This is a genomic window from Oribacterium sinus, from assembly GCF_963537195.1.
GTDB classification, from domain to species: Bacteria; Bacillota; Clostridia; order Lachnospirales; family Lachnospiraceae; genus Oribacterium; species Oribacterium sinus_A.
Genome location: NZ_CAUTEG010000036.1, coordinates 1 through 21376, shown reverse-complemented (window position 1 = coordinate 21376; position 21376 = coordinate 1). Strand labels below are relative to the sequence as shown.

The 21376-nt window shown below is 45.0% G+C and carries 17 protein-coding genes; all 17 read right to left on the bottom strand.

The features are described from left to right. The coding region (locus RYL27_RS05820; protein WP_314965887.1) for a ketopantoate reductase family protein at positions 1–596 on the bottom strand (596 nt) is incomplete at its 3' end. Between the two features lie 464 nt (positions 597–1060). Continuing rightward, positions 1061–2302: a YkvI family membrane protein gene (locus RYL27_RS05815; RefSeq protein WP_314965885.1), complete on the bottom strand. Its 1242-nt coding sequence runs from the start codon at positions 2300–2302 to the stop codon at positions 1061–1063. A gap of 30 nt (positions 2303–2332) precedes the next feature. Then, entirely contained in the window at positions 2333–3601 is a 1269-nt protein-coding gene (rlmD, locus tag RYL27_RS05810) for a 23S rRNA (uracil(1939)-C(5))-methyltransferase RlmD (RefSeq protein ID WP_314965883.1), read from the bottom strand. 115 nt (positions 3602–3716) lie between these two features. Then, a complete protein-coding gene (locus RYL27_RS05805; protein ID WP_040649015.1) occupies positions 3717–4001 on the bottom strand; it encodes a hypothetical protein in 285 nt (94 codons plus the stop codon). Positions 4002–4160: 159 nt separating this feature from the next. Further along, the gene (locus RYL27_RS05800; RefSeq protein WP_314965881.1) at positions 4161–5351 is read right to left on the bottom strand and encodes a ComEC/Rec2 family competence protein; all 1191 of its coding nucleotides are present in this window, start codon (positions 5349–5351) and stop codon (positions 4161–4163) included. A 206-nt stretch (positions 5352–5557) separates the two neighbouring features. Further along, entirely contained in the window at positions 5558–6922 is a 1365-nt protein-coding gene (locus tag RYL27_RS05795; RefSeq protein WP_314965879.1) for an N-acetylmuramoyl-L-alanine amidase family protein, read from the bottom strand. A gap of 231 nt (positions 6923–7153) precedes the next feature. Beyond that, positions 7154–8728 (bottom strand): GH25 family lysozyme, encoded by a 1575-nt coding sequence (locus tag RYL27_RS05790; RefSeq protein ID WP_314965878.1) that lies wholly within the window; start codon positions 8726–8728, stop codon positions 7154–7156. A gap of 334 nt (positions 8729–9062) precedes the next feature. Next, positions 9063–9704, bottom strand: coding sequence for a C40 family peptidase (locus RYL27_RS05785; protein WP_314670561.1), 642 nt, complete (start codon positions 9702–9704; stop codon positions 9063–9065). Between the two features lie 318 nt (positions 9705–10022). Then, entirely contained in the window at positions 10023–10703 is a 681-nt protein-coding gene (locus RYL27_RS05780) for a YczE/YyaS/YitT family protein (protein ID WP_314965876.1), read from the bottom strand. 412 nt (positions 10704–11115) lie between these two features. Beyond that, positions 11116–12564 (bottom strand): L,D-transpeptidase family protein, encoded by a 1449-nt coding sequence (locus tag RYL27_RS05775; protein ID WP_314965874.1) that lies wholly within the window; start codon positions 12562–12564, stop codon positions 11116–11118. 333 nt (positions 12565–12897) lie between these two features. Beyond that, the gene (gene sdaAA, locus RYL27_RS05770) at positions 12898–13779 is read right to left on the bottom strand and encodes an L-serine ammonia-lyase, iron-sulfur-dependent, subunit alpha (protein ID WP_314833306.1); all 882 of its coding nucleotides are present in this window, start codon (positions 13777–13779) and stop codon (positions 12898–12900) included. Positions 13780–13909: 130 nt separating this feature from the next. Further along, positions 13910–14578, bottom strand: a complete 669-nt coding sequence (gene sdaAB, locus RYL27_RS05765; RefSeq protein WP_007156949.1) for an L-serine ammonia-lyase, iron-sulfur-dependent subunit beta — start codon at positions 14576–14578, stop codon at positions 13910–13912. Between the two features lie 298 nt (positions 14579–14876). Then, a complete protein-coding gene (locus tag RYL27_RS05760) occupies positions 14877–16079 on the bottom strand; it encodes a dicarboxylate/amino acid:cation symporter (RefSeq protein WP_314965871.1) in 1203 nt (400 codons plus the stop codon). A gap of 273 nt (positions 16080–16352) precedes the next feature. Then, a complete protein-coding gene (locus RYL27_RS05755) occupies positions 16353–18335 on the bottom strand; it encodes a sodium-translocating pyrophosphatase (protein ID WP_314965870.1) in 1983 nt (660 codons plus the stop codon). A 278-nt stretch (positions 18336–18613) separates the two neighbouring features. Further along, positions 18614–19165: a signal peptidase II gene (locus tag RYL27_RS05750; protein ID WP_314328619.1), complete on the bottom strand. Its 552-nt coding sequence runs from the start codon at positions 19163–19165 to the stop codon at positions 18614–18616. 44 nt (positions 19166–19209) lie between these two features. Next, positions 19210–20274 carry a MocR-like pyridoxine biosynthesis transcription factor PdxR gene (pdxR, locus tag RYL27_RS05745; protein ID WP_314965867.1) on the bottom strand — a complete coding sequence of 355 codons (1065 nt, stop codon included), beginning with the start codon at positions 20272–20274 and terminating at the stop codon, positions 19210–19212. 69 nt (positions 20275–20343) lie between these two features. After that, the coding region (locus tag RYL27_RS05740) for an A/G-specific adenine glycosylase (RefSeq protein WP_314965865.1) at positions 20344–21376 on the bottom strand (1033 nt) is incomplete at its 5' end.

Sequence of the window (21376 nt, the reverse complement as noted above, 5' to 3'; positions counted from 1 at the left end):
CCGACCGCACCGTGCGGCGAGAGGTAGGCAAATTTCTTCATGCAGTCACGGCGGATGTTGTCACTCAGCACCGCTTCGACACCCACCCGCGTGAGATCCGCCTTCACTTCCTCGAGGACAGGGCGCGCCTCCTCCGGTTTCCGGACGCCGTAAACCACGCGCATTAAGCTGCCGAGCTGACGGATTCTGCCAGCTTCCTCGACATTGCCCATCACATAAATACAGCCGTCCGTGACCAGCGGCTTCTCCAACTTTTTCTGTAACTTCTCTCCCGTCCCGAAGACATTGCAGAGCGGGATGATGACCGTGTGCTCCGTGGCGACGCGCTCTAGAAACGGCAGAACACTGTCAATCGAATAGGACTTCAGCGCGAGGAAAATGACATCCGGCGTCTCGCTGTAACTTGTCTCATCAAACGCAGCGACCGGCGAAAAAATCTCCTCACCGCTGTCCTTTACCAGCACGAGTCCCTTCTTTTTAAGTGCCTCCAAGGTCTTGCCGTGTGCCAGAAAACTCACCGAAAGTCCCGCGCGAAGCAGATAGGCGCCGAGTGTGCCGCCGACCCCGCCCGCGCCGATAATCAAATACTTTAACATGTGTTTCCTCCCCTTCTCTCCGGGATACGCCCCGGTAGTATTATCCTGAATCATATGATCTCAGTGAAACAAGAGCAGCGTGACAAGCCCGATTATCGGAAGCTAGCCCCGCATGAAATACTCTTCGGGTGAATCGTGAAACTCCTGTTCATTGTCGCTAGTATGGGAACACAAAGTTTCAAGCTCGTTGCTTGATTGAGGATACAATTTATTACTCATCTTTTATTTTCTTATTTTTCTAACGATTCCGGATCTAATAAGAAATCTTCTATGTAAATCTTACGTTCAATAATCATCTCGTGCCTTTATATTTGTAAAATTATTGCGGCAATACGCATTTTTATAACGAGTTAATTGTACTCTATTCGTGGATCTAATCAATTATACTCATAAAATTTTTGCGTATTGCTGCATTTTTAGAGAGTATGAAAAAACCATACTCAACGCACAAAACCCTCCATCATTTATCTTGTATCATCGTTAAATTCCTCTTTAATAAGATCCTTAATATCACTCTTAATACTCTGCGTATCAACAATTGAATCTTCGCCCAGCTGATGAAATTTTTCTTTATCTTTAATTGTATAATCTTGATTATCATCATATTTCTTAGTAATCAATCGTATCATTTTACGTCTTAAAAATTTCTCGCCTTTTATATTTGATTTTTCTTTTATCCATGCAATAGTTAATATCGCAAGCATCACAAAGCCAATATATCCCAAAATTGGATACATAATAGACACTAATTCTTTAAAGCCCATAAAGGATAACGCATATCCTATTACTACAGTACCAATCAAAATGGGATAGAAACGCTTAGGATTGTCGGAAGAGAAGCGTTTTGCCAATGCATAGAATAAGCTGAAAGCTGTATTAAAAATTAGCCCATAGATGACAAAAGCATATATTAGCGAAAAAATGGGGTGAATCTGTTCAGCGATTGCTAACATGGGCATATCAACTGTAGAAGCTAGTTTAACATTTGCATATAAGACACAAGTTACAACAGTAATAATAAGGCTAACACCAAGACCGCCCAAAATACCGCTTTTCTCTGCCACACCAATCCTCATAATGGATCCGCCTAGTACAAAAGCCATGGGGACTGCCGTCATTACCGCAAGTGCAAAATAATTTAGTAAAGAAATCCATACATTTGGCATTGGACTAGGGATTGTGGCTGAAATTGCTTCTAATTCATCGAAATCAAAGCTCCGATTTGTAAAAGTGTGGACTGCAATAATTATAATCATGATAAAAACTATGGGTGTAAATATTCCAAGTACACCAGTAATTTTTTCGAAATCAAGAAAGCTGACAATGATTATTAGTGCAGCACACAACAATCCTCCTGCCCAAAATGGGAGACCGAACTGCTGATTAAGGTTTGAACCGGCTCCGGCAATCATAACAAAACCGACTACAAAGCAAGAAACGATTAAAGCTATATCAAGGATTTTATTCGTAATCGGTCCGGCTATTTGTGAAAGAACTTCAGAGTGATCATTAGATCGGAAATAACTGCCTAGCGTAATGATAATTTTACCAAAAACTACACTTATGATACCAAGAACAATGGTTCCTATAATCCCCCACTTACCAAAACTGACAAAGTATTGCATCAAGTCCTGACCGGAGGATAATCCCGCACCGATAACAACTCCAACATAAGCCAATGAAATATTTAAAATTCTTTTTAACACCTTTTCTCTCCTTACTACTATATATACAAACTACGATTCCTCTTTCTCCAACAACGCCACCACCTCGCAATTATTGGTTCTGGGAAACATATCTACAGCACATAACTTTTGTACCTTATATCCGTCATTTTGTAAAGCTTCCAAGTCTCTTGCCAGGCTCTTGGGCTTACAAGCCACATAGACCAGTCGCTTCACTCCGTAGGAAATGATTTTTTCCAAGGCCTTCTTATGCATTCCGTCTCTTGGAGGATCCACAATAATAAAGTCCGGATAGGGAAGCTCTGTTTCCCCCTGCCCTGCCTCCAGCACCTTCAGCACATCTCCGGCATAGAAGATACAGTTCTCCACCTGATTTTCCTTGGCATTTTCCTTGGCGGCTTCCACTGCCTCTTCCACGATTTCCACCCCGATTGCCTGCTTTGCCACCTTACTCATCAGCTGGGTAATAGTGCCGGTTCCGGAATAAAGGTCGTAAATCACAGGTTTCTCCTCTGCATTTTCGGAAAAGCTGGAGTACTCCTGTACCTTGGCATAGAGCTTTTCTGCACCTAGAGTATTGGTTTGGAAGAAGGAAAATGGTGTGATTTTAAAGTTTAAACCAAGTAGCTCCTCGTAAAAATAGTCTTTTCCGTAGAGCGCCTCTGTTCCGTCGTTAATGACTGCATCCGCCAGGCTGTCATTTTTCGTATGCAAAATGCCCGCATAGCTTCCTTCCAACTTCCCTTCCTTTTCCAAGGAAAGAAGTCTATCTCTCCAGCCGCTTAAAATCTTTTCTTCCTCTTCCCTAGGAAGCTGGGTACTATGCACCAGAGAGAGTAAAATCTCTCCCGTCTTCTCCGCCCTTCTGATTAAGAGATGCCGAAGGTATCCCTCATGGCGCTTTTTATGGTAGTATCTCAGACCTTTTTCCTGAAAATACAGTCTTGTAGCCAGTAAAATTTCTCCCATATCCGGATGGGGCAGGCGGCAGTCTTCCGTATTTAAAATATTGAAGAAGCTTCTTTTTTGGTGTAATCCCAAGCAAAGAGGACCATCCTTTTCCTGATCTCCAAAGGAAAATTCCATCTTATTACGGTAGGCTTCTTTCTTTGGAGAGGAAATGATACCCTCAAAAAGATAGTCTCCCTGAATCACAGGATCAAATAAGTCTCGAATCTCCTGCTCCTTTTTCTCCACTTCCTCTTCATAGGGAATTTCCTGATAAAAGCAGCCGCCGCAACGATCCTGATTTTGGCACCAGTGTTTTTCCTGCTGCTGCACAGCCTCCCCTATTTTGCTATTTGAATTTTCTTTTTCCATTTCTCCTGACCTCTTTCTCCTGACCCTTTCTGAAAGGAAACTATCCTCTACTCTCTCCCATAAAAAAAGAGGCTACTGCCTCTTTTTCTTTCGCTCAAAGCACTATGCAATAAGATTATTCCTCTTCCAGATAATCTTCATCCTCTAAATCATCGTAGTCTTCGTAATCCTCCAGATAGTCCGGAGCAAGCAAACGATATACGCCGTAAGCCAATCCGCAAAAAGCGATGATTCCACCGATGATGGCCAGTACGGTACAAATCTTTTTCTTCATATCTTCTCCTTCTTTCTGCTTCTCTCTTAAGCCAATGGCATATTGAAAATCATTGCTTAATGCTCTCGCATCTTCCGTAAACTTCTTAGCTCTATCTCTGAAAGCTTCTACATTCCACTGTTCCATATTTTTATCCTTTCCCCAAAAACTTTCTCTTAAGTATAAAGATTCTTGGGTAAAAAAGCAAGTCTTCTCTAAGGATACGAGGCTTTTTCTCTTCAACAATACAAAACTATTTCTGTAGGATACAGCACTTTTTCTTTGTGGGCACAGGGCTTTTCCACCTTACTTCAGTACCCAGTTTCCATCCGCCATAACGAAGTTCTTCTCCACACCCAGCTTATTCATCCAGAATTTGGTCAAAGCCACGGTATAGCTTTCCTGGTCTTCAGTGAAGGCATCCTTACGTTTGTTCCAAAGTTCCTGAGAGCTGGGCCATAAAGCATATCTGGGATGTACCGCACTATAGAAGGCAAAGGATCCGCCGTGCTGTCCGTGATGAGCCATCTGCACGATATCCGCCTTAAGCTTATCGGCACCTCTTTCTTCCATCAACTTTCCTGCCGCTTCATAGGGAAGGTCTCCGGTAATCAGAAGCTTCTTTCCGTTAATGGTAATCATATAGCAAACGGAGCTGTTGTTTCCTGAGTCGATAGGAATGGAATAAGGGGTGTTCAAAACCTCTACTGCCACATTGCCATAGGTGAAGCTGGTTCCTGCAGGGGAGCTTTCATGGCGCTTTGCACTGTCGTACTGGGCCAGGTCTTCCATAATTTCCTTCATCATGGGAATACGGTGAGCCGGCTCATATTGCTCATAGAAGGCCAATGGCGCAAAGCCGTAGTAAATCTGTCCCGGGTCAATGTTGTAATAATCCGGATGACCTTCCTTTTTCTGCTGCTCAAGGATTACCGCAAGGGCACCTACATGGTCTTCATGAGGATGGGTAAGGAGCCAAGCTGCTACCTTTCCCCCCCTGTCCTTAATGTATTTTGCAAGGTAGGGAGCATTGGTCTTTAAACCACCGTCCACTACGATTAAGCTGCCGTCATTGCTCTCAATTACAATGGAAATCTGCTGTCCGCTTTGCTCTCCCTTAATCATGGTAATGCTGGCGCCGCCCAAACCGATGGTACTGTCGGTATAAGTTGGGGTAGAACTGCCGTTTTGCACATTTAAAGGAGCATTGCTGGTAGTAGCACCCTGGGTACTGCTCTCTGAGGAGCTTCCTGCATTGGAGGAACTGTTGGACACTGAAGCGTTACTTCCTGTGCCGTTGTTCGCCGCCTGGGTTAAGCTCGCATCCTGCCAGGGTGCCTTGGGGGTTCCGGAAGCCTGCTGATTTACGCCATGAACCACGTTGGGAAGCGCTTCTCCCTGAATGGTACCGTTACTGTACTCATCCGCAAAAGCCTGTCCCTGGAAAGCCAAAGTTCCACTTAATAACAATGCCACTGCTAAAGCTTTTTTCTTCATTTTAACTCCTTTGCCATGCAAAACTTGAATTCTCCTTTGCTGCCACAGTCAAACTATACTCTTTTGCAATAAGGGCCGCAAACATATCGAAAATAGTCTCTTTTACAAAGACAGATTATCTCTCCCAAAGGTTACAAATCCTTCCCCATAAAAAGCAAGAATTTTCCCTATCTGTCTCAAACAGCATGCTTCCAAAACCGCTTTGCTTACTGCCGAACACCTTCTGCGTTGATAGTGTAGCCATCCTGCACGGTATCCTTCAGCATAGCCCCTGCAGGAACACCTTCCTTATTCACATTCAGGAAGTACCACTTATCTCCGATATTCTGCCATCCGCTAAGCATTGCACCGTTCTCCGGCTGGAAATAGTACCACTGTCCGTTGATTTCCTGCCAACCGCTGAGCATCTTTCCCTGTCCCTCGGCCTTTGGCTCCAAGTAGTACCACTGATTGTTTAAAAATGCCCATCCGCTAAGCATCGCACCTGCACTTGCTGCATTTTGATCCAGATAATACCACTGCTCACCAATCTTTCTCCAGCCGGTAAGCATTTTCCCATCCTCATCGAAGAAATACCACTGGTCTTTAATCTGCTTCCAGCCCTTGGAAAGCTGACCGTTCTCCTCAAAATACCAGTCTTCTCCGTTCTGTCTCCAGCCTAAAACATTGCCGGAGGGGCCGCCGGAAGCATTACTGCCATCCTCGGTATTTCCATAGTAATCATTGGAAGGTCTCTTCTTATTATCCTTAGCCTTCTCTGCTGCAGTCTTCTTCTTTTTCTTGGCACTGTATTCCTTAAAGCTTCCCTTGCTGATGCCCTTTGCCTTCAAGGTAATCAGGTTGAAAATGTAGCCGTCATCGGAATACTCTCCGTCCACATCTCCGGAGGGCTCCACATACTGTGAATCCGCAATATACTGCGCCAAATCGTCCTTCTTGTCATACTTGGCTCTTACGGCGATATGGTCAAATTCCTTTCCGTTTTCGGAGTAGGACTTCACGTTAATGCTGGTACCGTTTACGGACTTCTTTGCTACCTTGTCGTCTCCGTTTTTGGTGGTGTAGTAAATCACTACATCATAGCCGGAAGCGTAATCCACCTTTCCCCAACGAATCAGAGTTCCGTCCTGGGTAAAGTTTGTCGGCTCCTTTAAAATGGTGAAAGGATAGGCATTTGCCTTAAGCTTAATGCTTGTCTTGGACTTCTCGGTTACCGCCATTTCATAAGCGCCTCGAACCTCTACCACGGTATTGTCGTCAAAGACATTTCCCCCCTCCGCCTTCACGGAAATGGTATAGGTATAGGGCTTCTTGGGAGAGCCCTGATTCTTTCCGTCAATGGAAAATCCGGAAACCTCGTAGCCGCTGTCCATAGCCACAGCCTCAGGCTTGGCATAGGTCTTACCTGACTCCAGATCCAAATCTTCACTGGGGCTGATGTCGATCTGCACACGGCTTACCGGCTTATCCTCTGCAAATGCAGGAATGCTCCACAAAGCACACATTGCCAGCCCCAAAACCAGAGCCTTCTTTCCTGCTGTTTTGAAAATGCTTTCTTTTTTCTTTAGCATAGTATTCTCCTCTTTCTTATTTTTATTCTCATATTGAGAAGCCTTACTTTCCCTTATCTTCATCGGCGATAGTAGGGCTTTGTATTATCTTTAGGAAAACCGCTCATCGGAAGCTTTATTCTATCCTTTGTAAACCGCTCATCGGAAGCTTTATTCTATCCTTCGTGAACCACTCGCCGGAAGCTTTATTCTATCCTTCGTGAGCCACTCGCCGGAAGCTTTAATCCTTCTTTAGGGAAGCCAGGCACCGGAGGCGTCAAAACGATAGTCTACTCCGTTAATGTTTCTCGTGGTATCCGCTACCATCGCGCCGGAATCTTCCATATAATACCATACATTATTGAGATTTCTCCAGCCTGTTCGCATCGCGCCGTCCTCGGAAAGCCAATACCATTTTCCGGAGACCTTCTGCCAGTTCTTGGCCATAGCGCCGCTATCCTTCAGGAAGTACCAGTTTCCGTTATCTTTAATCCAGCCGCTTCGCATTGCCCCCTGGTCATCTAAGAAATACCAGCTGTTTTGATCCTTCACCCAGCCGGTCTGCATATTGCCGTCGGAATTCATAAAGTACCACTTATCCGATACCTTTTTCCAGCCGGTGACAGCCTTTCCATTTTCCTTATACTGCCACTTTCCGGGAGTGCTTTGTACCCAGCCGTTTTCCGTAGCAGCCTGAGACTCTGCTGTGGGCCCGCCGGTACTGATGGTACTGTTTTCTTCTTTATTCAGGCTTGTGTTTCCCCCATTGGAAGAGTTGTTTCCGGAAGAGTTATTTCCGGAAGCACCGCCGGAATTGTTGCCGCTCTTATTGCCGCCATTCTTTCCGGAATTTCCGTTATTGGAATTATTGCTGTTTTTTCCGTTATCGGAGGAATTATTAGAAGAATTTCCGCCATTGTTGGAGCTGTTTCCGGAAGCACTGCCGGACTTACCGGCATTTTTCTCGGAAGGATTGCCTCCGCCGTAAGCCTTCCAGGAAAATTCCGTGGTAACCAGTCCTTTGATGCCTCGCACCACACCCTTTTCACTGGACTGCCAAATGGTGGTGGTACTTCCCTCTACCGGACGATACACCCGATCCAAGGGATAGGCCGCAAACCACACATCATAGGGTAAATCCGATAAATTCATGTGCTTGGTCAGCCAGGTTTTATTGGCATAGACCATGGGAATAAAGCCCGCATCCTTCACTCTCTTACAGTAGGCGTTGGTCATGGCGGTAAGCCCTTCCTTCGTAAGGCCGTCGGAAAGCATGGAGCCGACCTCCAGGTCATAGGCCACCGGATATTCAAACTTATAGGGCTTAATCTTCTTTACGGTAAGCTTGGCCTCTGCCAAGGCGTCGTCCATATTTTTCGCGGTGGAGCAAAGGTAGGCTCCCACCTTAATACCGGCCTTCTGGGCGCCCTTTACGTTCTCATCGAAATAGGCGTCTTCCTTGGTGCCGTAGGCGATACGAATCATGACAAAATCCAATCCGTCCTTCTTCGCCGCATCCCAATCAATGGGGCCGTTTTCATTCTGGAACTTGGAAACCTCGGTTCCCTTCTCCAGATACTTTAAATCGGAGCCGTCCGCGTTGGTATAACCATACCAGCCGGAGTAATCCAAAGCTCCCGAAGAGGAGCTGTTACTCTGGCTCGAATTGTTGGTACTGCTTGACGTACTGCTTCCTGTGCTGTTCCCTGCATTTTTTCCCAGACTGTCCCCGGGGCCTGCGGCATAGCTTACGCTTTGTCCAAAAAGCAGGCTTAACGACAGGACGGTCAGGACGGCGACTCTTCGCCCTTTCTTCTGAATTTCCATACTTCCTCCATCATCTTTAACTTCGCTAGCTTATCAGCTTTTCAAGGGCAAATGCAATACCGTCCAGAGAACTGTAAGAGTTTTTCAGAATTCAGTAAGACTTTCCGAAAACATCCGGATACAAAAAGCCCCGGGACGCTGATAAGCTCAGCATTCCGGGGCTTTTTGCCGCATTTGCCACTTTCGTGGACTTTTTTATCACACACATTCTACTAGGAGAACTTGATAACTATTTGAGGGATAATTTTCTTAGGAATTTTATCCTTGTGATAGTAATATCGGCGGTATGATATAGAGTATAAGCGATTTTCTTATTTTTTAAAGAAAAATATTTTTATACGAACCTTCTAATGGATTTTATAGGCTTATAGGTTGCAGATTCTATGGTTACACCGGAGCGGGAATTCAATGCGGAAAGCATTCTTCCGTTTCCTAAATAGATTCCTACATGACCTGCATAAGCCAAAACATCACCGGGAATCGCATTTGCCAAAGAACCTACATTGGTTCCCAAGGTTCCAATCTCCGCAGAAGAATGGGGAAGGCCGATGCCGAAGTGTCCGAAGATTCCCATTAAGAAGCCGGAACAGTCCGATCCGTGAAGAAGGCTTACTCCGCCGTAGCGATAAGGTCTGCCGATATACTGGGTTGCATAATCTACAATCTGCTGACTTCTGCTGACAGTATCTCCCACCAAAACATCGTCGGAAAATAAAGTAGTGGACTGATCCTCCTGAGAAATGATAGCACCCTCCTCGGAAAATACCAAAAGCTCCTCTTCCTTTGGACTTGCGGAAGCTGTAAAAGCAGTACTCATGCTCAAACTCATCAGAGCAAGGGCAAGGGCTAAGCCTTTCTTCCCAAATTTAAGAGCGCTTCTTCTCATTAATTTCCGATTCGCTTTTCCTAAATTCCCGTTTACGGAATTTCCCTCTTCTGTTCTATTGTTCTTTACTGTAAAATTCGCGTCCTGCATAAACTCTCCTTTATGGTTTGTGTTACAGTTTGCCATTTTAGGGAGAAAATGTGGCGAAAATAAAAACACAAGATGAAGATTCACTAACGCATTCTTACAAAACTGCCTAGTGTTTTTACATTTTCATCCCGTGTTTTTTACGAAATTCTGACATTTTCTTATTTTAGAAGCAATTTTACGTCTCTTTGGTAAAATAGTTCCATTTTTTTAGTCATAAGAAAATTTCTTCTTAATACTTTTTCTTTTCTTTGATTCCATGCTTTTCTCTTTTTTATTCCTTGCTTTTTATCTCTCTTAAACTTTACTTTTCTTCTCTCTTTATTCTTTGCTTTCCTTCTTTAAATCCCGCTCTTCTTCCGCCTTTTCACCGCCGGGAGTATAGCCAATCCATTTCTCGGAAAAATGCACGTCGAAGAAATGAATAATCGGTCCCAGGAAAAGGGCGGAAACCAAGGTTCCGATTCCTACCAGTCCTCCGGTAAGAAAAGTGCCAAGAGCCGCCAAACCGTCTGTTAACATTCTGCATCCGTAATAATGTTTCTTAGTCTTATCTCTTAAGCCCAAGGAAAGGTAATCGTAGGGTGCAACCCCCAGGTCCGCTGTCTGGTATAAAGAAACGCCAAAGGAGGTCACCACCACCGCAAGGCTTACCCAAATCAACTGTACTACCAAACCGTGCTCCTCCGCATAGCCGAAGTGCTTTGTAAATATTTCATAGAAGAAAGTCACGATATAGCCTACCAAGATGCCGTTGGCAAAGGTTCCCGCACCGATATACTTTCGTCCAAAAGCAAGCTGAACCATGAAAAACAGCACATTGGCTATCATATTCTGCTGTCCCAATGAAATCCCGAAGATTTCTGCCAAGCGCATATTTAAGGCGGAAATCGGGTCATTTCCCAAATGAGACTCCTTAAACAGGGCGATACCGATGGAAATCACCAGCACACCCAAAAGCATTCCGATATACCTTCTCACCATAATATTCTTTGTTTGCATAGCCACCCCTTTTTCTATACCACTTTCATGCTCTACTCTACTACAATCTACTCCCTAAGTTCTGTACTTTCTTTCCATAACTTAGGTCTTTTCATTTTTTCTATATTCTGTATTTTATACTGCGCTGAACTTTCTCGTAAGGACATTATCTTAACGAATTTTCCTTTTTTTATCCAGACTTTTTATTATTATTTTTCTTTTGATCTTAAGCCCAACAAAACAAAGTGCAATACAAGCTTACTTGCAGGAGTGCTATTCTTCTTTTGACAGCATTACTTTAGAGATGAAAAAAGTGTAGTTAGCGAAAGCTTTAAGCCTCCGATAACTACACTCTTACTGACTTTCTTGCTGACTGACTTACTTTCTTACTGACTGACTTTCCTACTTACTTTCTTTCTTACTTATCTTTCTCTTATGGATGAACCACTACCGGGCATCCCTTCTGAATTTTGGCAAAAAGCTCTGCCGCCTTGTTCTTCGGCAGGTTGATACAGCCGTGGGAACCGTTCTTCACGTAAATGTTGCCGCCGAACTTGGAACGCCAAGTGGCATCATGTAAACCGATGTTTCCGTTAAAGGGCATCCAATAGGACACAGGAGCCTCGTATTCCGGCTTTCCGTCCACCATCTTTCCCTTTAGGGTTCTGTTGGTTTCTTTTCCTTTCAGGAAAAATACACCGCTGGGGGTCGCCCGATCCGCGGTAAGCATCCCGGTTACCGTAGGGCTCTCCCAGCTCAATGCGCCATTTTCATAGTAATACACATGCTGCAATCCCAGATCAATCTCCAGGAAAGTATTTCCAAACTGGGGCTGGGCATACTGTGCAGGCCTATAAGCATAAACCGGCTCTCTCTCCTGACTTTGCAGGGAAGAAATGGCAGCCCGTAACGCATCCCTTTCCGCCGCCACGTTGATGTGTAAGCCATAGGGGGTATTCATGGCAATGTCTTTTCCGCTGGCAGAATGGAAGGACACGGTATTTCCAAGATTTCCGTACTTATTTTCCAAAGACTGGGCATAAGCCAGAAGCTTCTCTTCATCGAAGCTTAGTCCGGAAGCATTCACGCCGGTAACCATCTCCTGTAGCTGCTCTCCCGTCAAGCTTTCCTTATTTCCCAAAATGTTGGTAACAATCGTCACGGAAGAGAGCTTATTCATGGCATCCACCTTGCCCTCTAAATCCGCCTTTCTCTGGGTGATTGCATCATAGATTCCCTCATCGGACAGCTGAATCGTGTTCTCTCCTCTTTGCAGGGCTCTTTCCACCCTTGCCCAAAGTCTGTCCCAGTTCAGGGAATTTCCTTCCTGTTCCGGAATAATGGTGTAGACTCCGTTTTCCTTCACCACGCTGGCTGTTCTGGTCTCCTTGGCATCCTTTACCATAGAAAGCGCTTCCAGCTTTTCCTTCAATTTCACGGTGTCATAGCTTGCGGTACTGCCTTCCAAAGAATAATCGATTCTTTGGTCCGGGCTTCCCTGGGCTCCACTTTCCGCTTCCTTCTGTAAAATTTCCGGAAGATTGGTGGCTGCCTGTAAATGATAGCCGATATCCTTTCCGGAAATCTCTTCCGTTTTTTCTCTTCCTATAAGATAAAGGACATAGTTCTGACTATAGGCTCCTTCCAGATAGGCCTTGGCCTCCTCTACAGTCTTTCCTCCGATGGGAATGCCGTTTCCATAGGTTCCCGCCAGAAAACGATCCAGTGCAAAACTTTTCCCGGTATGAGAAAATGTCAAAATTCCGGAAAAAAGAAGCCCAAGGGCAATTTTTTGAAAATAATTGCTTTTGAAGCTTCTTTCCCTTCTTCCTGTCTGCTTTGTTGCTGTCGGTAGTATTTTCTTCTGTGCATTTATCGCCATGTCCTCATTTTCCTCTCTTTATGTTAGTGCCTCCTATTGTACGCCCTAGACCTCCCCTTGGCTAGTCAGAAAAGTAGAAAGGAAGAAGTCTTAAGAAAAAAGAAATCTCCTTAAAGAGAAGCAAAAGGGACTATAAAATCAGAATAAATAGAATTAACTATGCAATATAGGTCTAAATAAGGGGCAGTCTGAGCCCGCCGGTACTTGCGAAAAACAAAGGTACTGCAGTTTTTCGCTTAGTATCCGCTGCAGGGCGAGGCTAGCGAGAGCGTGCCCAAATTTTAGACCTATATTGCGTAGAAAAACTATTTTGATTTTTATAGCCCCTTTTGCTTATTCTCCGAAGACTTCTTTTCTTAAGCGAATTCCTGTGGGGCTTGCTGCCAAGCCGCCCATGGCGGTTTCCTTCAAAGCGCTGGACATGCTGTCTCCCACCGACTTCATTGCCGCAATACATTCATCTACGGGAATCTTCAGCTCTACTCCTGCCAGGGCCATATCCGCAGAGGAAAAGGCAATCACTACTCCGGATACGTTTCTTTTTACACAGGGAATTTCCACAAGGCCTGCCACCGGATCGCAAACCAGCCCCATCTGATTCACCAAGGACATTCCTAAAGCATCTCCGCAAGCCTTGGGACTTCCGCCCATAAGCTCCACCAAAGAGGCTGCCGCCATACCGGAGGCAGAACCGCATTCTGCCTGACATCCGCCTTCCGCACCGGCAATGGAGGCCTGCTTGGCAATGACCATACCGAAAGCCGCTGCAGTAAAGATAGACATAACAATGTCTTTCTTGTTGTATCCCTTGTCCTGATACATGGAAACCAGGCAGCCCGGCAAGATTCCGCAGGATCCGGCAGTAGGAGTTGCCACAATTCTACCCATGGCTGCATTACAGTTGGATACGCACATCGCCCTGCCGATAGCCTTAGTCATAAACTCTCCCATCAAACCGCCTTGAGCTTTCTGAGAATACTCCAGCATGGTTGCTCCCTCTCCTCCGGTAAGCCCGGAAGTGGAACGGAGGTTCTTATCCCCACCCTTTCCAACGGATTCCACCATCACATCGAAATTCTTCTCCATCATGGCATAGATTTCTTCTTTAGGAAGCCCCATCTGCTCTGACTGATCTTCCAGGCAAAGCTCGCTGATCTTGATTCCCCGCGCCTCTGCCTTATCGCATATTTCTTTAATCGTATCGTATTTAATCATTTTTTCCTCCTGCCCTAGACCTTCCTTTGGTAGCCAATGTACCAAATAGTCTCGCAGCTTATCTAATGAATGCTCTATCTAATCAATGCTCTCTAATAAATGCTATCCAATAAATGCGCTCTAATGAATACTAAATTGCACGAATCAGTAAGGCATTCTCCACATTGGGAAGCTTATTGATTTCGTCCATCAGTTCTTCCGGCGGCATCTGGTCTATTTCGATGGTCATTAAGGCAATTCCGCCCTTTTCCGGACGGCTTAAACGGAAGTTTCCGATATTCAAATCCTTATATTTATCGTACATAATCTGGGTTACCAGCGCAATCATGCCCGGCTTATCCCGATGCAAAACCAGAATGGTATTACTTTCTCCGGTAAAATCCACTCTCAGGCCGTTAATCACATCTACACGAATATTTCCGCCTCCGATACTGGCACCTTCCACCGTACCCTCCTGTCCGTTCCGAAGGACATAATGGATGCGGGCGGTATTGGGGTGAGCTCCGGGAATATCATTTTCAATGAAACGATAATCAATCCCTCTATCCTTGGCAATCTGCAAAGCATCTCGAATCTCTTCGGAATAGCTGTGATAGCCCATAATTCCGGCAAGCAAGGCTCTGTCCGTACCATGCCCTCTGTAGGTTCTGGCAAAAGAACCTGACAGCTCGATGTCCAACTCCTTAAAGTCATCCGAGCCTGCCACCTTGTTCACTACTCTTCCCAGACGAACCGCACCTGCGGTATGGGAACTACTTGGCCCAATCATAATCGGACCGATAATGTTAAAAACGTTCATAAGCTCTCCTTTGTGTTTTTATGATAGCTTCAACTTAACACGGTATTCTCTTCCATCCGGGAACAAGGGGCAACACTTCTGCTTTCCACCCGCTTATTCCAAACGACAAAATCTATCTAAAAATCGCTTTATTTCCTAGTAAAATATACCATAAACAAAAATAGAAAAAAAGGGAGTATAGTAAGTACACTCCCTTTTTCTTCAAATTCTTATGATTTGTTTATATTTTCTTTGTAAATATTTCCAAATCCAAAAAAGCTCTACATTTCGGGATTTGCTTTCGCAGGCGGTTAATTCTTTACGCCTTCTTCACAAAAAGTCTTTCGTTAATCTCATTGACTACAACACCGATGGCATTGTCTCCGGATACGTTACAAGCGGTTCCGAAGGAGTCCTGGGTGATGTATAAAGCCACCATGATGGCACAGATGGGGCCGTTGGGATCTCCTGCTTCCTTACCGAAAATCATGTAGAGGAAAGGAAGTGCTGTCATGATGGATCCGCCGGGAGCACCGGGGCTTGCCACCATAGCGATACCCAAAGTCATAATGAAGGGCACAACGGTTCCGATGGAAATCGGAAGGTTGTTCATAAGACATACCGCTGTTGCGCAGGCTGTAATGGTAATCATGGATCCGCACATGTGAATGTTGGCGCAAAGAGGTACCACGAAGTTACGAATCTGCTCGGAAACACCGTCCTTCTTTGCGCATTCCAGGTTTACCGGAATGGTTGCTGCAGAGGACTGGGTTCCTAAAGCGGTTGTATAGCCCGGAACCTGATTCTTAATCAACGTAATCGGATTCTTCTTGGCGATGGTTCCTGCAATGAAGAACTGAATGGTGATGTAGATCAAGTGCATGCAGATTACGGTTAAGAATACCTTCCACAGAATGCTCAAAATCGCAAAGGTCTTACCGGAGTAGGTCATATCCACAAAGGTTCCCATGATGTATAAGGGAAGCAGAGGGATAATGGCGGTATGCAATACCTTATCAATAATACCGGAGAAATCCTTCATGGTATTGTAAAGGTCAGATCCGATTTCCTTTCCCTTCATGTTGGACAGGCAAAGTCCCAAAATAAAGGCCAGAACCACTGCAGAAAGAGTATCCAGCAATGGGGGAAGAGCAATGCTGAAGTATCCGGAAACGGAATTATCCGCAGTCTTTGCAATCTGATCCAGAGCGTCCGGAGACATAAAGCTAGGGAACAGGTTGCTGGATACCACATAGGATGCTGTTCCGGCAACCAAAGTGGAGCCGTATGCGATACAAACGGTAATCAGGAGGAGCTTCCCTGCTCCTTGAGACAGATCCGCAATTCCCATGGTAACGTAAGCAAGAATCATCAAAGGAATAACGAACTTTAAAAAGCTGCTGAAAATGCCTGAAAGGGTAACAATCCCTCTACAGAACCACAACGGGAAATACTGACCAACCAAAATACCCAAGATGATGGCAATGATTAGTCTTGGCACTAAGCCAATTTTGATTTTCATATAAATCCTCCTCTTCTGTTTTGCTAAAACCTCCTCCTGCATCCAAAGTCACTCTTTAAAAACAAAAGCCATCTATCCGAATTCGGACAAATGGCTTTTCTAATCTGACAATTTTTGAATTTTTCAAAGACTCTGTTCCTCATCTTCTCCAAAGAGGATTACAGATTGCTTTAATTTTTTTACAAAAGTTTATTTAAATGTCGGAGTTTTTTAGCCATTTTGACTGCTCTTTATAAAAAACTTATAAAGAATACTCCTCATAGTATAGCACTTTTATAAAATTCCGCCAAGAGTCATAATGAGCGGAGCAAATACTAATGCGATTACGGTCATCAGCTTAATCAAAATGTTGATGGAAGGTCCGGAGGTATCCTTGAAAGGATCTCCTACTGTATCTCCTACAACCGCTGCCTTATGGGTCTCAGAACCCTTTCCGCCGTTGTGTCCTTCTTCGATATACTTCTTGGCATTGTCCCATGCTCCACCGGAGTTGGACATGAAGATTGCCATCATAACACCGGAAACCAAAGATCCTGCCAAAAGTCCGCCAAGAGCCTCTGCACCGAGAAGTAATCCGATAGCCAGCGGTGCAATAACGGCCAGCACACCGGGAACAATCATTTCCCTTAAAGCCGCACGGGTAGAAATACTTACACAGGTCTTATAGTCAGGCTTATCTGTGCCTGCCATAATGCCCGGCTTCTCTTTAAACTGTCTTCTTACTTCGGAAATCATGGCAAAGGCTGCCTTACTTACAGAGCTCATGGTAAATGCAGAGAAGAGGAAGGGGAGCATAGCACCGATAAAGAGTCCGATACATACCCTACTGTCCAAAGCATTGATGCTCTTTAACTGTACAGCTTCCGCATAAGATGCAAATAATGCAAGAGCTGTTAAGGCTGCGGAACCGATAGCAAATCCCTTACCCATAGCTGCTGTTGTATTTCCTACAGCATCCAGCTGGTCGGTAATCTTACGAACACCTTCTTCCAGACCTGCCATCTCCGCAATACCGCCGGCATTGTCCGCGATGGGGCCGTAAGCATCTACCGCAACGGTGATTGCTGTTGTGGAAAGCATACCCACAGCGGATAAAGCAATACCGTAAAGTCCTAAAAGACTGAAGGATACAAAAATTGCTACGGAAATCAACAAAATAGGAATAGCTGTAGAGCGCATTCCGATAGCCATACCGGAAATGATATTGGTAGCGGATCCGGTTTCAGACTGCTTCGCAATTTCTTTTACAGGAGCATAGCTGGAGGATGTGTAATACTCGGTAATGGCACCGATGCATAATCCTGCAATCAATCCTGCTGTAACAGCCAAAGCCGCATGGAAATCTCCGAAGAAATAATTGGAAAGTCCAAAAGCAAAAACAATAACTGCCACTGCAGCAGAGTAGCTGGCAGTCTTTAATACCTTACTGGGATCCTCTCCACCAATCATAACTACGGAAAAGCTTCCTAAGATACAAGCCAGTAAGGATAATCCTGCAAGAAGCAGAGGAAAGGCAATTCCCTTATCCTGAAAAGCCAGTGCACCTAAAGTCATAGCAGAAACCAAAGCACCTACATAGGACTCGAAAAGGTCAGCGCCCATTCCGGCAACATCACCTACGTTATCTCCTACATTGTCCGCAATAACCGCAGGGTTTCTGGGGTCATCCTCAGGGATTCCCGCCTCAACCTTACCTACAAGGTCTGCTCCAACGTCGGCTGCCTTGGTATAGATTCCTCCACCTACACGGGCGAAAAGGGCAATGCTGGAAGCTCCCAGGGAGAATCCGGAAAGCACACCTACGTCCTTAGTGAAGTAGTAGAAAAGTCCCAAGCCGAAGATACCGAAGCCTGCTACGGACATTCCCATTACGGAACCGCCGGAAAAGGCAATGGATAAAGCCTTCTTCATTCCGGACTGTCTTGCCGCCTCTGCAGTACGAACATTGGCTGCAGTTGCGGAACGCATTCCAAAATATCCTGCCAATGTGGAAAGCAAAGCACCGAAGACAAAAGCCGCTCCGCTAAGCCAGCTTCTTGTTCCTAAACCGATGCAAAGGAAAAGGCTACAAACAAAAAAAAGAAGAATCTTGTATTCCGCGAAGAGAAAGGCCTGTGCACCCTCTGCAATCGCATGGGCAATTTCCTTCATCCTCTCGTTACCGGAATCTTCCTTCTGAATCTTCTGTGCCTGAAAAAAAGCGAACAAAAGACCCAATACGCCCAATACGGGCACCAGCATAAACATAGTATTCATATTTTCCTCCCTCGTGAAACCATAAATTTTGTCAAAAACTCATGGATTTTCTCCTGCTGTTTTCCCATTTTAACAAAGTGATTAGGTTTTTTCTACTATTATTTTCAAAAAAGAAATTTATTCCACTATTATTTATGCTTTTCTTTTCGTACAATTTAGTTCTATATTTTTATACAAACGAGATATCGCACGATTTGCGCACGATACTCGTTATGAATAAAAATAAGGAGCGAAAATACTACTCGGTCAGTATTTCCACTCCTTCTATACCATTCTCCTTATTTATTTTTTAAAAGGTCGAATATCACGCCGATTCCATAGAGCATGCCACCAAAATAAATGGCGATATCTCCTATGTTAATGATAGCATTTTTCAAAAAAGAAACACGGACATTGATATAGTCTGTCACCTTTCCTTTAATCAGGCGGTCATAGGTATTGGAGGAGGCCCCGCCGATGACCATGGCGGTACCCCATTTTTGCAAAAAGAAACCGTCCCCCAGAAGAATGCTCATATAGGGCAAGGCAAAAATCAGGAAGAGGGTAGCAAGCAAGGACAAGGTCTTTACCAGCTTCGGATATTTCTCCAGTCTTCCCATGGAAAATCCCGGATTATGGGCTCTTCGTATCTGCACAAGACCTTTTGATCCGGGTAAATCTCTGGGAAAGTTTTCTTTTGGCTCCTCGTCTATGGCATGTTTAAAAAGCTGGTCAAGGGCAAAAATGCCTGCCGCAAAGAAGATTAAATAACGCATTTCCTTACTGAGATACCAAATCCATTCGATATGATACTGCTTAAATATCCGTAATAAAACTCCGTGTTTTCCCATTTTTTCACCCTAAATCCTTTTTATAATATTTAGCTTCTTACTCTCTATACCTTCGTCATTCTTCTGCTTCGTCTTACCCTGTTGATATGCCGTTCAAACTCCCCGCTTTCCAAAAGCTCCGTAAGAATACACTGCTCCAATACCGGCACGGAGCAGGAATAAAAGGCGATTTTCTCCAGATTTTCTTTCAAATTCTTCTTTGGTAGCAATAGATAGGCCATACGAAAGGCCGGGCCGATGGTTTTGGAAAAGCTGTTCATGTAAAAAACATTTTCCCCGGCTTCCATGGAAAATAGACAATCCTCCGGCTTTCCCAGGGGAGAAAATTCGGAATCATAATCATCCTCAATGATGACCGCCCCGTTTCTATGGGCAAAGTCCAGATACTCCCGCCTTTTGGACGCATCCGCCGTGATCCCTGTAGGGTAGCTGTGGAAGGGAGTCACATGAAGCACCTTGGTCTTTGCCTTTTGCAAAGCGGCGCTTTCAATGCCGTTCTTTCCCATGGGGAGGAGCTCCAACTGAATGCCATGGCTTTCATAAATCCTTTGCATCTTATCATAAGAGGGCGATTCCACTGCAAAGCGCTTTTCTTCTCCCAGAATTTGTGCAAGGAGAGCATAGAGATTCTCTGCACCGGCGCCCAGAACCATTTGCTCTTCCTCCACAAAGATTCCCCGTCCTCTTCGAAGATATTCCTTCAGTGCCCTTCTCAAAAAATATTTCCCCTGCATTTCGGAGGCTTCCAGAATCTCCTCCTGATACTTGCTCATGGCTCTCCGCACCGCTTTGGCAATGGTGGGATAGGACATTTGCTCCCGGGAAACAGCCGTTTTCCTCTTGAAAAAATCGATAAAACCGGCTTTCTCTTCCTTATCGGTAACAGGAAAAACGTCTCCCTCCTGGTAGGAAACAAAGTAACCGCTTCGTTCCTTCCCCTCAATATACCCTTCCTCCTCCAAAAGTGCCAGCGCATGTTCCACCGTAATCAGGGAAATGCCCCGTTCCTCGGAAAGATAGCGCTTGGAGGGAAGGCGTTCCGAGAAGCCGTAGCGTCCTTCCACAATACCCTGCCGCATTTCCCGGTAAAGCTCCATGTACTTTTTCACTCTTCCCTCCTTTCTTTGGCTGTAAGCTCCTAAATCACTTTTTCGTAGCTGAATTTTACTCTGCCAAATTTATAAAAACTGCTTATAGTAGGCAAATGCAGAGGGAATACTGAGTTCTCCGTGGATTTCTTCCTTACTATAGAAACGATAGCCCTGCTTTTCCCAAGTCTTCTTAGCTTTACCGCTCTCCTCCGGGAGAAAACGTTCTCTTAAAATGACGGCCTTTTCTTCTTTCTGTCTTTCCTCTTGCCGTCCTTCCTCCTGAAAGTCTCCGCAATAAACCTCATAGCCTATCATTTCCCACTCCTTGTGGGTGAAAATGTGTTTTGCCTCTCCCAAAGCTTTGATTCGCAAGGGACGTAAGCCTAAGTTTTCCACCGCTTCCAAGGCTTCCTTTTCCGAACAATGCCCTTCCAGCTTATAAAACTCGTAAAGCCCTGCCAAAAGGCCTTTATTTTCCCGTTTCTTCAGCATAAGCTCCTCCCGATGTCGTATCAGGAAAATGCTGTACTGCTCCACTTTTCTTTTCTTTTTCTCCGGAAGCTTGGGGTAGTCCATAGGATTCCCCGCCTTGGCACTGCTGCAAAACGCTTTCAAAGGACAGGTCTTACAGCCAATCTCCCCCTTGGGAAGGCAGACTCCGGAGCCAAGATCCATTAAAGCCTGGTTAAAATCCCCCGGGTCAATGCCCTGCATTTTCTCCTGAAAATACGAAAAAGCAAGCTTCTTTCCCTCCGGCTCCAATACCACCTTGGGATAGCTTGTTAAACGAGCAAAAATCCGAAGCAGATTTCCATCCAGTGCCGGAATTTCTTCCTTATAAACAATGGAGGCAATGGCTGCGGCGGTATACTCTCCGATGCCGGGAAGCTTCTTTAATTCCTGAAAAGTTTTCGGCATTTTTCCGGCGTATTCCGTCATAATTGTCTTCGCCGCCTTTTGCAGATTTCTTGCCCGGGAATAATAGCCCAGTCCCTCCCAGAGCTTTAAAACCTTCTCCTCCTCCGCATTTGCAAGATCCGAAATTTCCGGAAGTGCCGATAAAAAGCGGGAATAATAGCCCTTCACCGCCTCCACTCTGGTCTGCTGCAACATAATTTCG

Excerpts from the sequence above, each read along its gene's own strand:
- rlmD (WP_314965883.1), bottom strand. The coding sequence starts at position 3,601 with ATGGAAAAAGAAAATTCAAATAGCAAAATAGGGGAGGCTGTGCAGCAG.
- RYL27_RS05805 (WP_040649015.1), bottom strand. The coding sequence starts at position 4,001 with ATGGAACAGTGGAATGTAGAAGCTTTCAGAGATAGAGCTAAGAAGTTT.
- RYL27_RS05800 (WP_314965881.1), bottom strand. The coding sequence starts at position 5,351 with ATGAAGAAAAAAGCTTTAGCAGTGGCATTGTTATTAAGTGGAACTTTG.
- RYL27_RS05795 (WP_314965879.1), bottom strand. The coding sequence starts at position 6,922 with ATGCTAAAGAAAAAAGAAAGCATTTTCAAAACAGCAGGAAAGAAGGCT.
- RYL27_RS05790 (WP_314965878.1), bottom strand. The coding sequence starts at position 8,728 with ATGGAAATTCAGAAGAAAGGGCGAAGAGTCGCCGTCCTGACCGTCCTG.
- RYL27_RS05785 (WP_314670561.1), bottom strand. The coding sequence starts at position 9,704 with ATGCAGGACGCGAATTTTACAGTAAAGAACAATAGAACAGAAGAGGGA.
- RYL27_RS05780 (WP_314965876.1), bottom strand. The coding sequence starts at position 10,703 with ATGCAAACAAAGAATATTATGGTGAGAAGGTATATCGGAATGCTTTTG.
- RYL27_RS05775 (WP_314965874.1), bottom strand. The coding sequence starts at position 12,564 with ATGGCGATAAATGCACAGAAGAAAATACTACCGACAGCAACAAAGCAG.
- sdaAA (WP_314833306.1), bottom strand. The coding sequence starts at position 13,779 with ATGATTAAATACGATACGATTAAAGAAATATGCGATAAGGCAGAGGCG.
- sdaAB (WP_007156949.1), bottom strand. The coding sequence starts at position 14,578 with ATGAACGTTTTTAACATTATCGGTCCGATTATGATTGGGCCAAGTAGT.
- RYL27_RS05760 (WP_314965871.1), bottom strand. The coding sequence starts at position 16,079 with ATGAAAATCAAAATTGGCTTAGTGCCAAGACTAATCATTGCCATCATC.
- RYL27_RS05755 (WP_314965870.1), bottom strand. The coding sequence starts at position 18,335 with ATGAATACTATGTTTATGCTGGTGCCCGTATTGGGCGTATTGGGTCTT.
- RYL27_RS05750 (WP_314328619.1), bottom strand. The coding sequence starts at position 19,165 with ATGGGAAAACACGGAGTTTTATTACGGATATTTAAGCAGTATCATATC.